12 protein-coding genes are annotated in these 14,338 nt (G+C 73.8%); 7 read left to right on the top strand and 5 right to left on the bottom strand.

What is annotated here, in order from left to right; genetic code table 11:
- The coding region (locus ABZ794_RS27040) for an AAA family ATPase (RefSeq protein WP_357518172.1) at nt 1–1,403 on the bottom strand (1,403 nt) is incomplete at its 3' end.
- 136 nt (nt 1,404–1,539) lie between these two features.
- On the opposite strand from ABZ794_RS27040, the gene ABZ794_RS27035 reads away from it, so the two are divergent.
- The 5 genes from ABZ794_RS27035 to serS all read left to right on the top strand — a co-directional run bounded on the left by ABZ794_RS27035 (nt 1,540) and on the right by serS (nt 6,871).
- A complete protein-coding gene (locus ABZ794_RS27035) occupies nt 1,540–1,989 on the top strand; it encodes a hypothetical protein (protein ID WP_238690525.1) in 450 nt (149 codons plus the stop codon).
- Nucleotides 1,986–3,134: an alcohol dehydrogenase catalytic domain-containing protein gene (locus ABZ794_RS27030; RefSeq protein WP_357518170.1), complete on the top strand. Its 1,149-nt coding sequence runs from the start codon at nt 1,986–1,988 to the stop codon at nt 3,132–3,134. Before ABZ794_RS27035 ends, ABZ794_RS27030 begins: the two co-directional genes overlap by 4 nt.
- A 51-nt stretch (nt 3,135–3,185) precedes the next feature.
- A complete protein-coding gene (locus tag ABZ794_RS27025) occupies nt 3,186–4,382 on the top strand; it encodes a saccharopine dehydrogenase NADP-binding domain-containing protein (RefSeq protein WP_357518168.1) in 1,197 nt (398 codons plus the stop codon).
- Nucleotides 4,383–4,407: 25 nt separating this feature from the next.
- Nucleotides 4,408–5,490 (top strand): MerR family transcriptional regulator, encoded by a 1,083-nt coding sequence (locus ABZ794_RS27020; protein ID WP_357518166.1) that lies wholly within the window; start codon nt 4,408–4,410, stop codon nt 5,488–5,490.
- 97 nt (nt 5,491–5,587) lie between these two features.
- On the top strand, nt 5,588–6,871 hold the full coding sequence (gene serS / locus ABZ794_RS27015; protein WP_210783950.1) for a serine--tRNA ligase: 1,284 nt from the start codon (nt 5,588–5,590) through the stop codon (nt 6,869–6,871).
- Nucleotides 6,872–6,918: 47 nt separating this feature from the next.
- Here serS and ABZ794_RS27010 read toward each other — a convergent pair whose 3' ends face one another.
- From ABZ794_RS27010 to ABZ794_RS26995, 4 genes are read right to left on the bottom strand one after another with little or no spacing between them, the layout of a single operon-like run.
- Complete coding sequence (locus ABZ794_RS27010; protein ID WP_357518164.1) at nt 6,919–7,800, bottom strand: cytochrome c biogenesis CcdA family protein; 882 nt, start codon at nt 7,798–7,800, stop codon at nt 6,919–6,921.
- The gene (locus ABZ794_RS27005; RefSeq protein ID WP_210783949.1) at nt 7,797–8,429 is read right to left on the bottom strand and encodes a thioredoxin-like domain-containing protein; all 633 of its coding nucleotides are present in this window, start codon (nt 8,427–8,429) and stop codon (nt 7,797–7,799) included. Before ABZ794_RS27005 ends, ABZ794_RS27010 begins: the two co-directional genes overlap by 4 nt.
- A 52-nt stretch (nt 8,430–8,481) precedes the next feature.
- The gene (locus ABZ794_RS27000; protein ID WP_210783948.1) at nt 8,482–9,945 is read right to left on the bottom strand and encodes an NADH-quinone oxidoreductase subunit NuoF family protein; all 1,464 of its coding nucleotides are present in this window, start codon (nt 9,943–9,945) and stop codon (nt 8,482–8,484) included.
- On the bottom strand, nt 9,945–11,591 hold the full coding sequence (locus ABZ794_RS26995; RefSeq protein ID WP_238690519.1) for a ferric reductase-like transmembrane domain-containing protein: 1,647 nt from the start codon (nt 11,589–11,591) through the stop codon (nt 9,945–9,947). The genes ABZ794_RS27000 and ABZ794_RS26995 overlap by 1 nt, the downstream gene beginning before the upstream one ends.
- A gap of 272 nt (nt 11,592–11,863) precedes the next feature.
- Here ABZ794_RS26995 and ABZ794_RS26990 point away from each other — a divergent pair, with 272 nt between their 5' ends.
- Both ABZ794_RS26990 and ABZ794_RS26985 read left to right on the top strand, forming a co-directional pair.
- Nucleotides 11,864–13,309: an alpha-amylase family protein gene (locus ABZ794_RS26990; protein ID WP_210783947.1), complete on the top strand. Its 1,446-nt coding sequence runs from the start codon at nt 11,864–11,866 to the stop codon at nt 13,307–13,309.
- 75 nt (nt 13,310–13,384) lie between these two features.
- Nucleotides 13,385–14,296, top strand: a complete 912-nt coding sequence (locus tag ABZ794_RS26985; protein ID WP_357518160.1) for a L,D-transpeptidase — start codon at nt 13,385–13,387, stop codon at nt 14,294–14,296.
- Nucleotides 14,297–14,338: the final 42 nt, after the last annotated feature.

Raw genomic sequence — 14,338 nt, 5'->3', positions numbered from 1 at the left:
CCGGCGGCGGCCCGCAGGTGACCGGTGGCGGCCGGCAGGTCACCGGCGTGAGCGCGCTCGGCGGCGCAGGCCAACGCCACCTCCGGGTCGGCGCGGATCACCTCCGCCGGCGGCGGCGTGGGGGCCGGGGCGTGCACCGGGTCCCGGTCGTAGCGGGTCAGCTCCGGCCAGTGCGCGACGAACAGGTCACCGGCCAGGTCCCAGCGGCCGGCGGCCAGGGCGTGCCGCAGGGCGTCGGCGGGCCGGCCGTCACCCGCGTACCAGTCTGCGGCGCGGACGTGCAGCTCGCGTAGCTCCTCGGCGGGCAACCGGGCGAGGTCGGCGCGGAGCAGGTCGGCGAGCAGCACTTCGTACCGGTACCAGGGCGGCCGGGTGTCCTCCCGGTGCAGCAGACCACCGGTCCCGGCCAGGTCGGCCAGCACCTGCCCGGCGTCGGCGCGGCCGGTCAACGCCCCTGCCAGATCGGCGCAGACGCTGTCGACGACGGCGGTGCGCCGCAGCAGATCCTCCTCGGCCGGGTCGAGCGTCGCCAGCACCTCCTCGCGCAGGTAGCCGGCGATCTCCGGCTGGTCTCCGCCGAACTGCCCCACCCAGCGTTCCGGGTCGGGCTGTCCGCGTACCGCCAGGGCGGCGATGCGCAGCGCGGCCGGCCAGCCGCCGGTGCGCTCCCGCAGCCGGTGCACGGCGGTCGCCGGCAGCGCGGCGGCGTGGGCGGTGAGCAGGTCGGCCACCTCGTCGTCGGTGAACGCCAGCTCGTCCGGGCCGATCTCGGTCAGCTCCCCGGCGAGGCGGAGCCGGTGCAGTGGCAGGTGCAGTCCGGCCCGCGCGCCGATCACCAGACGGAGCCGCCCCCCGGCATGCCGTAGCAGGAACTCCAGGCCGGTCAACGCCGCCGGGTCGGCGACCCGGTGCAGGTCGTCCAGGATCAGCAGCACCGGCCGGTCGGCGGCGGCGAGCGTGGCGGCCAGCGCCTCCAGCTGGTCGGGGCGCGGCGGCCGGTCGGGCACCGGGCCGCCCTCCGTCGCACCGGTCGCCGAGCGCAGCGCCGCGGCGAGGTACGCCCAGAGCCGGTCGGAGTCGTCGCCGGCCTCCACCGACATCCACGCCGAGACCGGCTCGTCAGCCGAGGAGACCGACAGGTCGCCGGAGTCCGGCACGATCGCCCCCGGCTCCACGTCGGGTGGCGCACCGCCCAGCCGCGTCCAGGAGGCGAGCAGCGTGGTCTTGCCCCAGCCGGCGGGGGCGGCCACCAGGGTGACCGGTCCCGTGCTGCCCTCGTCCAACCGGCGCAGCAGCCGGGGCCGGGCGACCACCGGCTCCGGCGGCACGGCCGGCGTCAGCCGGGACGCCAACAGCGGTGGCCCCGGTGCCGGCTCGACCCGTACGTGATCCTGTTCCGGCACCCAGCCCCACCCCCCACCACGCGCTCCGCCCCCGGTCGGCGAGCGGTTACCCGGCACGGGCCGGTTCACCCCTTCCGGGCGAGCGCGCTTCACCCGGGTGCGACAGACGATCGGGGGACGTGAACCGGGAGGACGGGTGGTACCGATGGGACGGCTGGCGCGGGCGGGACCCGCCCTGGGCGGCGCGGCGCTGGCCGGGGCGGCGCGGCTGCTGCGCGTACCCCGTTGGGGTGCCCGGCCCGGCGCGGACGGCGACGCTGCGGCGCCGGCCCGGTGGGAGGTGGTGACCGTCGACCGGCCGCCGGAGCAGGTGCTGCCGGAGGGCCGCTGGCCGGAGCCGCTGCGCCGCCTGGACGGGGCGGTCGAGGTGCGGGTGCGCCCGGCGCCCGGTGAACGGGGCACCGAGCTGGCCGCCCGGCCGCTGGCCGGCGTCACCCCGCCCACCGGGCTGGCCGCGCATCTGGTCGGCGACGACCCGGGCCTGCTGGTGCGCCGGACCCTGCGCCAGATCAAGCAACGGGTGGAGGCCGGTGAGGTGCTCCGCGCGGACCGCTCCGCGCTGGACCGCCCCGAGGTCCACGGGTGAGAGCGCTGTGTTGGGTGGGCGCAGGCGAACTGGCCGTACGAGAGGTCGCCGACCCGGAGCTGCGCAACGAGCGGGACGTCATCGTCCGGGTTCGGCGCAGCGCCACCGGCGGGGGTGACCTGCCGCTGCTGGCCGGCCGGCACCCGCTGCTGCGGCCCGGCGACGTGCTCGGTGCGGAGTTCCTCGGCGAGGTGGTGGAGGTCGGCCCCGGGGTCCGCCGACACCGCGCCGGGGATCGGGTGGTCGTCGGCGCGAGCGTGGCCTGCGGCGGCTGCTGGTACTGCCGCCAGGGCCTGCACTCCTGCTGTGACAACGCCAGCGCCGACCTGCCCAGCGCCGACCCCGACTGGGCCCGCTCCGACGCCGGCTGTTTCGGCAGGCCCCGGGCGGCGGGCGGATTCGCGGGCGGCCACGCCGAGTACGTGCGGGTGCCGTACGCCGACGTGAGCGCCTTCCGGGTGCCGGACGCCGTCGACGACGACCGGGCGGTGTTCGCCGCGGACGTGGCGCCGACCGGGTGGCTCGCCACCGAGTTGGGTGCGGTGCGCCCCGGCGACGTGGTGGCGATCTGGGGCGCCGGGGCGGTGGGTCAGTTGACCGCCCGGTCGGCGGTGCTGCGCGGCGCCGCCCGGGTGCTGGTCGTGGACCGGTACGAGGAGCGGTTGCGGATGGCCGAGCGGCACTCCGACGCCGAGCCGCTCGACTACCGCCGCACCGACGTCGCGGCCGAGCTGCGCGACCGTAGCGGTGGGCGTGGGCCGGACGTGTGCGTGGTGGCGGTCGGCACGCCGCCGGCCCGGTCGAGGGCCGACCGGTTCGGTGGCCAGCACGCCGACCGACCGGACGCGCTGCGGGAGGCCGTGCACGCGTGTCGCAAGAGCGGCGTGGTGGTGGTGCTCGGCGGGACGGACGGGTTCGTCGACGCGTTCCCGCTGGGTGCGCTGACCGAGCGGCGACTCACGCTGCGCGGCGCCGGTCGGCCGGATCTGCGGGACGTGCCGATGCTGCTGGACCGGATGGCCCGCGACGAGCTGCGGACCGAACATCTGGCCACCCACCGGCTGCCGTTGGCGCAGGGCCCCGAGGGTTACGCGCTGTTCCGGGACCGGGCCGACGGCTGCGTACGCGCCGTGTTCACGCCCTGACCTCCCACTCGTGATCACGTCATCGTCGGCGGTGGATGGCAGACTCCGGGGATGGCAGAGGACCGAACGTACGACGTGGTGTTGTTCGGGGCGACCGGGTTCACCGGCGGCCTGACCGCCGAATACCTGGCCCGGCACGCGCCGGCCGAGCTGCGCTGGGCGCTGGCCGGGCGCAACCCGCAGCGCCTCGCCGCCGTACGGGATCGGCTGGCCGCTGTCGACCCGAGCCTGGCCGAGCTGCCGCTGCTCACCGCCGACGTGACCGACGCCGACTCCCTGCGGGCGGTGGCGGGAAGCGCCCGGGTGGTGGCCAGCACGGTCGGCCCGTACATCCACCACGGGGAGCCGCTGGTCGCGGCCTGCGCCCGGGCCGGCACCGACTACCTGGACATCGCCGGCGAGCCGGAGTTCGTCGACCTCATGTACGTGCGTCACCACGCCGAGGCGACAGGCACCGGCGCGCGGCTGGTGCACGCCTGCGGCTTCGACTCCGTCCCGCACGACCTGGGCGTCTGGTTCACAGTCAAGCAGCTGCCCGCCGACGTCCCGATCACAGTGGACGGGTACGTGTGCGCCGGCGGCCGGTTCTCCGCCGGCACCTACCACTCGGCGCTCACCGCGTTCTCCCGTACCGGGCAGGCCAGCCAGGCCGCCCGGGCCCGTCGGGCGGTCGAGCCGCGCCCCACCGACCGGCGGGTCCGGGCGGTGCCCGGCCGGCTGGCCCGCTCGGCGGAGCTGGGCATCTGGACGGTGCCGCTGCCGACCCTCGACCCGCAGGTGGTCCGCCGCTCGGCCGCGGCCCGCCCGGAGTACGGCCCGGACTTCCGCTACCGGCACTTCGCCGCCGTGAAGCGGCTGCCCACAGTGCTGGCCGGCGCGGCCGGGCTCGGCGCGCTGATCGGGCTGGTGAAGCTGCCGCCCAGCCGACGCTGGCTGCTCGGCCGGCTCGCGTCCGGGCAGGGGCCCACAGCGGAGCAGCGAGCGTCGTCCTGGTTCCGGGTCCGGTTCGTCGGCACCGGCGGCGGGCAGCGGGTGGTCACCGAGGTCGCCGGCGGTGACCCCGGCTACGACGAGACGGCGAAGATGCTCGCCGAGTCGGCGCTGTGCCTGGCGCTCGACGAGCTGCCGTCGACCGCCGGCCAGCTCACCCCGGTCGCCGCGATGGGTGACGCGCTGCTCGACCGGCTCGTCCGGGCCGGGCTCACCTTCCGGGTGCTCAAGCAGGAGACTCTGGAGCCCGCGGCTTGACCCTCAACCGGGTCGAGGGGGCAGGATGCCCAGCGTGAGCGACCTGCACAGCATCGGCGAGCTGGCCCGGGCCAGCGGCCTGACCGTCAGCGCACTGCGCTTCTACGACTCGGCGGGGGTGCTGGAGCCGACAGTGGTCGACCCGGTGACCGGCTACCGCTGGTATGCCGGGGAGCAGATCGCCCCGGCCCGGCTGGTGGCCGGGCTGCGCCGGATCGGCATGCCGGTGCCGGAGATCGCCGCCGCGGTGCGCGCCGAGCCGGCCGTGGTGCACCAACTGCTCGACGCGCACCTGCGCCGGCTGGCCGACGGGCTCAGCGACGCCCGCCGCGAGGCCGACCGGCTCCGGGCGCTGGTCGACCCGGCCCCGCCGACCGCCACCACCCTCCTGGTCGCGCCCGCCGCCCTGGCCGCCGCGCTCGACGCGGTGCGCTTCGCCGTCGGCGTCGACAGGGAGCTGCCGATGCTCGCCGGTGTGCTGTTCGACGTGGAGTCCGACGGTGTCCGGCTCGTCGCCACCGACCGGTACCGGCTCGCGCTGGCTCGGGCCGGGGTCGACGTCGACGGGCCGCCGGTGCGGGTGTTCGTGCCGGTGGCCCTCGTCGACCAGCTCCGGCCACTGCTCGACACCGCCGACACCTGGCCGGTACGGCTGACAGTGGCGGGCGCTGACCTGCGGGTGCGGGTGGCCGACCGCACGCTGACCGGCGCCGCCCTGCCGTACGACTTCCCGGACTACCACCGGCTGCTGCGCAGGTCCGTCGGTGAGCGGCCGACCGCGCGCCGGATCCCGGTGGACGTGGCCGCGCTGCGCGCCGCGCTGGCCGACCCCGCGGCCCCCACCGTCGCCCTCGACCACGACGGCACGACCCGGGAGGTCACGGTGCTCGGCGTCGACGACCAGGGCCGGCTGCGGCTGCTTCCCGCCGCCGACCTGGGCACCGACGCGCTGCGGGTCGGGGTGGACGGTGGTTACCTGCTGGACGCGCTGAACGCGGCCGGCGCGCCGCAACTGGTGCTGGAGCTGGACGGGCCGATCGCCCCGCTGGCGGTACGCCGACCGGACGACGCGGACACCTACTCGGTACTCATGCCGATCCGGCTCTGAGCCGGCGGCCAGCACTCCCCGTCCCGGGAGGAAAAGCCCGCGACGGTAGCATCTGCTGGTTCACCTGTGAACCCCGGACGGAGGCGTACGGAGCAGCATGCTCGACATGGAGTTGATCCGGAAGGATCGCGAGGCGGTGGCGACCGCGCTGGCGAAGCGTCTGGATCCCGCCGAGGTCACCCGTGCCCTGGACGAGATCCAGCGGCTCGACCAGGAACGCCGCGCCCTGATCACGGAGATCGACGCCGAGCGGCAGCGCCGCAAGGCCGAGGCCCGGGCGTACGCGCAGGCGAAGCGGGCCGGCGAGGAGCCGCAGGCCGTCGCGCCGGAGGCGGAGCGTAAGCAGCTCGCCGAGCTGGAGTCCCAGCTCGACGAGGTGCAGGCCCGGCTGCGCGACGCGATGAGTGAGCTGCCCAACCTGCCCAGCGACGACGTCGTGGCCGGCGGCAAGGAAGCCAACCGGGTGGTGAAGACCTTCGGTGAGCCGCCGGTGATCGAGAAGGTCCGCGACCACGTGGAGCTGAGCCGCGCGTTGGGCCTTGTCGACTACGAGCGCGGGGTCAAGCTCGGCGGGTCCGGTTTCTGGATCTACACCGGGGTCGGCGCCCGGCTGGAGTGGGCGCTGCTCAACTACTTCGTCGACCAGCACATCAAGGCCGGCTACGAGTTCCTGCTCCCGCCGCACCTGCTGCTGGATTCGGCCGGTTTCGCCGCCGGGCAGTTCCCCAAGTTCTACGACGACGTCTACCACCTGGACTCGGCGTCCGCTCCGCGTGGCCAGTTCCTGCTGCCCACGTCGGAGACGGCGATCCTCGGCGCGTACCAGGACGAGATCCTGGAGACCCCGAAGCTGCCGCTGAAGGCGTTCGCGTACACCCCCTGCTACCGGCGGGAGTCGGCCGGCTCGCACTCGGACGAGCGCGGCACGGTGCGGGGGCACCAGTTCAACAAGGTGGAGATCTTCCAGTTCACCCTGCCGGAGCAGGCCGACGCGGCGCTGGAGGAGATGCTCGCCCACGCCGAGAGCCTGGTCGAGGGGCTGGGTCTGCACTACCAGCGCACGTTGCTCTCGGCCGGTGACGCCAGCGCCTCGATGAAGAAGACCCTCGACATCGAGGTGTGGATGCCGAGCACCGGCAAGTACAAGGAGGTGTCGTCGGTCTCCTGGGCCGGCGACTACCAGGCTCGTCGGGCGGCCATCCGTTACCGCGAGCCGGGCGGCAAGCAGACCCGCTTCGTGCACACCCTCAACGGGTCGGCGCTGGCCACCAGCCGGCTCTTCCCGGCCATCCTGGAGCAGTACCAGCAGGCCGACGGCAGCGTCCTGGTCCCCAAGGTCCTCCAAGACCGCCTAGGCACCGACCGCCTAACCCCCCGCTAAACCCAGCCCAGCCCTCACCCCCGCCCTTCCCGGCGTTGATCATGAAGTTATTGCCGCTCGCCTCGGCGTGTCATGGCAATAACTTCATGATCAACAGGGCGGGGGCGGGAGCGCTTCACCAGGGCTGCGGTTAGGAGGAGGGCCGCTAGGGCGGCTACGAGCAGGGTTGGGCCTAGGGTGTCCAGGGTTTTGGACAGGGTTTGTTGCAGGTGGGACGCCGCCTGGATTAGCGGGTCGTTGAGGGCTTCGCGGTGGCCGGCGGCCAGGCGTAGCTCGTAGCGGCCGTACCAGGCGACGTAGCCGCCGGCGATCAGCAGCACCAGGCCACTGAGGCGGGGCACCAGCGCACCGGCGACGCGCAGCCGGGCCACCAGGCCGTCGCGCAGCAGCGCCACGCCGAGCGCGGCGACCGCTACCACCAGACCCATCCCGAGGGCGTACGCGCCGAACAGCGCCAACCCCTGACCGGTCGAGCCGGCCTGGAGGCTGGTCACCACGATCGCCAGGAACGGCGCGATGGCGCAGCCGAGTGACGCCAGCGCGTACGCCGCGCCGAACAGCGCCATCGACGGCCAGGACCGGGTCAGCCGGGGTGCCCGGGCGGACCAGCCGGGGGCGGGCAGCCGCCGACCGGCGAGCAGCCAGCAGCCGGCCACCACCAGCAGCACGCCGAGCGCCACTGTCAGCCACGGCAGCCGGGGCCGCAGCCAGCCGGCCAGCGGCGCGAGCGCCAGGCCGAACGCGCCGAACACCAGCACGTACCCCACTGTCAGCCCGGCCGCCGCGGTGAGCGCGCGGCCGACCGCGCCGCGGGTGTCCGACTTCCCGGCGACCAACAGCGAGAGGTACGCGGGCAGCAACGCGAAGCCGCACGGGTTGACCGCGCCGAGCATGCCGGCGGTCAGCGCGAGCAGCAGTGTGGCGGTCACGCCCCGGCCAGTGCGGCGACCTTGGCGGTGAGCGCCTCACCGTCGAGGAAACCGTGGTGGACGACAGTGCCGTTCCGGTCGATGATCACGAAGATGCTCTGCTCGGTCACCTTGAACCGCTTCCAGAGCGCACCCTTGGTGTCCTCGATCTGCGGCGTCGCGCCGAGGTCGAACTCGGTGACGAACTCCTTCATGGCCTTCCGCTCGCCCAGCCCGGCGACGCCCACGATCGGCACTGTGTCCCGGTACCGGGGTTCGATCTCGGCCACCGTCCAGGCCTGGCTGGCGCAGGTGGCGCACCACGGCGCCCAGAACCACAGCACCACCGGTTTGCCGGCCAGCTGTGCCGCGTCGAACGCGGCCCCACCGAGGGTGGTCCCGGTGAAGCGCAGCACGTCCGGGACCTGCGCCGCAGGTGGAACGCCGGTCGCGACGCCGGTCGGCGTGGGCGGGACGCTGGTCGACGTGGGCGGCGCGCCGGTCGAGGCCGGGGCCGATCCGGCCGCGGCGGGCCCACCCGGCGCGGTGCCGGTACAGGCGGCAACGCCGAGCAGCGCCACCACGAGCGCCCCGGCGGTGGCGGCACGGCGAAGCTGCCCGGCCCCTGTCCACGCCCTGCTGATCGGCATCCGCTTCTCCGTTCCGGGTCCGGAAGGGACCCCTGCTGGGCCTGAGGCTTCGCTATTCGGCCTTGGCGAGTCGGAGAGCCAGCTCCGGGCAGACCTTGACCGCCTTCAGCGCACCCTCGCGCAGCCAGGTCGGCACGGGGGTGGCCGGGAAGGCGGGATAACCGTTCGCGTCGAGCCGGATGAAGTCCGGTACGACGTGCGCGCAGAGGCCGTGCCCGTCGCAGCGCGACCAGTCCAGTGTGAGCTTCTGCGGGTTCGCGTCGGGTGCGCCCGGCAGCCCCATCACGCCCTTGACCCGTCGGCCACAGCCGTCGCCGGTGCTGTGCAGCCGCAGGTCCTCGGCGAAGACCTCGATCGCGGAGAGCGCGAACCGGGCGGTGCCGTCCGGGTGGCTGCACGCGCCTCGGCCCTTCACCTCGCCGGCGGCGGCGCGCACCACGTCGGCCGGTTGGCTGCCGGCGACGGCCAGGTCCACGGCGCGGGCCAGGTCCGGCAGGCCCATCTTGCACGGCCCGCACTGGCCGGCGGACTCGCCGGCCAGGTAGCGCACCACCTGGGCGGCCTCACCGAGCGGGCAGGTGTCGACACCGAGCGGGACGATGATGCCGGCGCCGAGGGTGCCGCCGACGGCGGCCAGGCCCTTGCGGGAGACCTCGGCCGTCTCCGCCGCCTCCGGGGTGATCCACTTGCCGTGGTAGCCGCCCATCAGGATGCCCTGGGTGGCCGGCACCTCGCACAGGTCGAGGACGTCGCGCAGCGGCATACCGGCGGTGCACTCCACCACCGCCGGCCGGCCCGCCGCGCCGGTCACTGTGAGCAGCACGGTGCCCGGCTCGTCGTCGGTGCCGAGCGCCGCGTACTCGTACGGGCCCAGTCGGGCGCCGACGGCGAGCTGGGCGTACGTCTCGGCGTTGGACAGCAGGGTGGGCAGGCCGCTGACCCCGGAGTCGCTGGAGCGCTTCTTGGTGCCCGGCGGGATGTGCGGCAGCCCGTTGATCCCGTTGACCAGTGCGCCGCCCTCGCCGGAGATGAACCGGTGCGGCACCGTGACGATCGTGGTCTGCACCGGCATCCGGCGCTCGTCGAGGGCCTCCATCAGCGAGTCCCGGCCGACCCCGTCGTCCGCCACGCCGATCACGATCTCGTCGGCGTCCAGCGCGTACGCGGCCAGCGCCGCGCCGTCCAGGATCAGGTGCGGGGCGCGGGTCAGCAGCACCTTGTCCTTCCAGCTGGCCGGCTCCCCCTCGGTGGCGTTGACGACCACCACGGCGGCGAGGTCCTGCCGCTCGCAGGACTCCAGCACCGCGCGCAGTTTGCGGGCGAACGGGAAACCCGCTCCGCCCTTGCCCTTGAGCTGCATGCCCTCGGCGAGCTGGAGCAGCTGCGCCGGCTCCATCGGGCCGATCGGTCCGTGCACCTCCTCGTGCGCGAGCAGGTCGAGCCGGCCGTACTCGGCGAAGCCGGCGGTGAGCCGGGGTTCGCCCACACAGGCGACCGGTGGCACGGCGGTCCGCATCACTTCGCCTCACCCCGCAGCCCGGCCCAGTACGCCCCGTCCACCGCGTCGGGGCTGGCCTTGCGGCGCTTGGACTTGCCCTCGCCGGCTGCCCGTCGAGCACGGCGGGACGCCAGGTCGACAAGGGTCGGGGTGTCGTCGACGGGCGGCGCCACCTCGTCCGGCACGTACCGGGCCGGCGGCCGCCAGTAGTCCGGCTCCTCGGGCAGGTCGTCCTCGGCGCTGTGCCGGCCGCTGCCGCTGCGCGGCGCCGACGAGATCGGGCTGCTGGAGATCGGGCCGGCCGAGATGGGCTCGACGGAGATCGGGCCGGCGGAGATGGGCTCGTCGGCCTGCCACCGGCGTGGGCTGTCCCACGGCTCCTCGGCCTCGTCGAAGGTCGACTGCGGCGGCGCCGAGTAGCGGCTGCCGTCGTCCTCGCTACGGGACCGGCGACGGGACCGCTCGGGGGCCGGTTCCTCAGCGCGTCGCCGGCTGGTCGGCACGGCCTCGTCCCGGGTGCGGGAGCCGCGCCGCCGGGTCACCGGCTCCAGCTCCTCCTCGTCGCGTCGGAACGTGCCGGTGTCCTCCACGCTGCGGCGGGCCGATCGGCTGGTAGTGGTCTCCTCGGCCCGCCGGCTGCGCGAGGACCGTTCGGTGTCGCGGCGGGCGGCCGGCTCCTCCTCCCGGCGACGTCGGCTCGGCCGGGCCGGCTCGACGAGGGAGCCGGGCTCGGGCACCACGGGGACGGTGAACCGTTCGGGGTCGCGCCGCGCGGCAGGGGCGGCCCAGGTGGCGGTGGTGGTGTCCGCCCAGGCGGGACGCTTGTCCGCCGCCTTGCTGCGCCGACCCAACCCGGCCAGCAGCGATCTGGCGGTCTTCGCCTCCTCGGCCCGGCCCGCCATCACCGCGTTGCGCACCGCTGCCTGGTGCTGCTCGCGGCTGCGCCGACCGATGGTGACCGAGAACCGGACCAGCAGGGCCAGCACCACCAGCAAAATGCAGCCGAGGTAGCTGAACATCACCCAGGGCGCTGCGGCCCGACCGGCGTTGAGGCCGTGAAAGACGGCGAACGGCCAGGCCAGGTACGCGGTGGAGTGCAGCGTGCGCCACAGCCACTTCGGACCGACGCCGGCGAAGCGGGCCCGGATGATGCCGGTCCAGATCACGCTGACCATCAGCAGCGCGGCCACAGTGCCGAGCCCGACGTAGAGCCCTCGGCCGCCGACGAACGGCACCAGCGCGTCGGTCGCCGCCGCCCGCCCGGTGGCGATCTTGGTGAGGACGTGGAAGCCGAGCCCGGCCACGCCCAGCACGCCGGTGGCCCGGTGCGCCGACTGCATCAGCACCCGGTGCGAGATGCGCAGCACCAGCCGGTCGGTGGCGAGCAGGCCGAGCATCACGGTGAGGCTCAACGCCACCAGGGAGACCACCCCGGCGAAGAACTCGGTGAAGAAGAAGCCGTACGCGTACGCCGTCTGACCGGCGCCGGTCAGCATGATCGCCGCCCAGAGCGCGGCGAGCACCGACGCGATCAGCAGGGCGCTCGCCGACCGCGACGGGGTCCGCACCCCCCGACTGCTGGCGCTGGTCCGGACCGTCGCCGCCTTCTTGTCCTGCTGTGCCCGGGCCATCTGCTCCTCGATCGTCTCGCGGCGGCGTACCACCGGCCGACCCCTGCTCCCCCATCCAGTACGGACCGGCGGGGCGCGCGGATCACTCGTCGACGGAAATTTCTGGGCCGAAATCGAACCGAGGGGCGCGGCCGTGCGTTGTCCCCGCTTCCACCACCGATCCGGACAGTGACAAACGTCCATGCATTGACAGTCGCCGCAACACGCTTGTAACCTTTCAGCAAATTTCAGCCAGGCTTGCAAGATTCCGGCAAGCCGGCAATCCCCCACCGCACCACCACCTCCCGCTCCCGTCAGGAGTCCCCATGCACCGACGTCGACGCGGCTCGGCACTCCTCGCCCTCGGCCTGATCGCCAGCCTGCTCGTCCCCACCGCAGTGACGGCACCCCCGGCCGTCGCCGCCCCGTCCGGCGGCAAGAAGGTCATCGTCCAGCTCTTCGAGTGGAACTGGCCCTCGGTGGCCAGCGAGTGCCAGAGCACCCTCGGCCCGAAGGGTTACGGCTTCGTGCAGGTCTCACCCCCGCAGGAGCACGTGCGGGGCAACCAGTGGTGGCTGGCGTACCAGCCGGTCAGCTATCGGATCGAGTCCCGCAAGGGCACCCGGGCCCAGTTCCAGTCGATGGTGAACACCTGCCACGCGGCCGGGGTCAAGGTGATCGTCGACGCGGTGATCAACCACATGTCCGGTCAGGACAACGGCGGCACCGGCTGGGCCGGCTCGTCCTACTCGCACTACGACTATCCGGGCATCTACCAGACCCAGGACTTCCACCACTGTGGGCGCAACGGCGGCGACGACATCGCCAACTACAACGACCGGTACGAGGTGCAGAACTGCGAGCTGGTCAACCTGTCGGACCTGAGGACCGAGTCGGACTACGTCCGCACGAAGATCGCCTCATACCTCAACGACCTGCTCTCGCTCGGCGTCGACGGCTTCCGGATGGACGCCAGCAAGCACATGCCGGCCGCCGACATCGCCGCCATCAGGGGCAAGCTGTCCCGCTCCGCGTACATCGTGCAGGAGGTCATCCACGGCGCCGGCGAGCCGGTGCAGCCGACCGAGTACACCGGCAACGGTGACGTGCACGAGTTCCGCTACGGCAAGGACCTGGCCCGGGTGTTCCGCTCCGAGCGGTTGGCGTACCTGCGCAACTTCGGCGAGGGCTGGGGGCACCTGCCGACCGGCCCGGCCTCGGTGTTCGTGGACAACCACGACACCCAACGCGATTCCGGTGGGGTGCTGACCTACCGCGACCGGGGCATCTACGCGCTGGCGAACGCCTTCATGCTGGCCTGGCCGTACGGCTCCCCGACCGTCATGTCCAGCTACACCTTCAGCAACCGGGACGCCGGCCCACCGTCGGACGGCGCCAACAAGACGCTCAACACCACCTGCTACTCCGGCTGGGAGTGCGAACACCGCTGGCCGGTGATCGCCAACATGGTCGGCTTCCGCAACGCCACCGAGGGCGCCGGCGTGGCCAACTGGTACGACAACGGCAACAACCACATCGCGTTCAGCCGCAGCGGCAAGGGCTTCCTCACCGTCAACGACGAGGACGCCGCTGTGAACGGCCGCTCCTACTACACAGGGCTGCCCGCCGGTCGATACTGCGACGTCATCCACGGCACCTACGCGGGCGGCACGTGCAGCGGACCGGTGATCACGGTGGACGGTAGCGGCTGGTTCGCGGCGAACGTGCCGGCGCACGACGCCGTGGCCATCCACATCGGCGCACGGATTTGATTCGACAGGGGCCTCCGGACGGCGGGTCTCGCCGAACCGGGGGCCCCGACGCATCCGCCACCATAGAGTGGTTTCGTGCCGTTTGACCGAAAGACTCCGTACCGCCGTCGCGGCGTCTGGGTGGCCGCCGCGATCGGCGTACCCGCGCTGCTGGTGACCGCGCTGCTGGTCGGCCAGGCTCTCACCCCCAGCTCGACGGCCCCCGACGACCGCAACGTGGTGGCGGCCGACCCGACACCGAGCAGTGTGGAGCAGAGCCCGGAGGAGTCGATCCCCCCGGCCGCGCCTGCCCCGGACGGGCTGCCGGTGGTCGACTACGACCCCGCACCCGGAGGGTTCCCCGCCGACCCGAACACCATGGACGTCACACCGCTGACCGACGGCGTGCACCCGACCCGGCGGATCGCCGCCTACGACGCGCCCGGCGGTCGGCCGCGTGCCTTCCTCGAACCGACCATCCGCGGTGTCGAGCTGACCATGCCGATCGCCCAGCGGCGCGCCGGCTGGACGGCCGTCCTGCTGCCCTCGGCCAACCGACGGCTCGCCTGGCTGCCGCCGGGCGGGTTCGAGACGGTGCCGCTGCGCGACCAGATCGTGGTGGAACGCAAGGTCCACCGGCTCACCTGGTACCGGGCCGGCAGGGCGGTGCGCTCCTGGGAGGTCAGCCTCGGCCAGTCCGGCCAGGAGACTCCACTGGGGCGGACCTTCATCCTGGGCCGCACCCCACCCCCGGAAGAGGTCTACGGCGGGGTGGACATCTACGCCCTCGGTTCGGTGCCCGACGACCCGGAGTCGGTGCCGTCCGGGCTGCGCGGCGCGCACATCGGGGTGCACACCTGGCAGCACGACGGCGAGCTGGGCGAGAACACCACCAATGGATGTATCCGGCTGACCCGCAGCGGTCAGCGGGAACTGCTCGCCGAGGTCCGTCCCGGCAGCAGCGTCGTCGTGGTCGACCAACTGGCCGCCCCACCGCCGACCGCCTGAGCGCCTGAGCGCACTGTCACTCGCCGAGCAGCCAGCCGTTCT

The sequence above is a fragment of the Micromonospora sp. NPDC047187 genome (assembly GCF_040643355.1).
GTDB classification, from domain to species: Bacteria; Actinomycetota; Actinomycetes; order Mycobacteriales; family Micromonosporaceae; genus Micromonospora; species Micromonospora salmantinae.
This window is presented reverse-complemented; position numbering and strand designations above follow the sequence as displayed.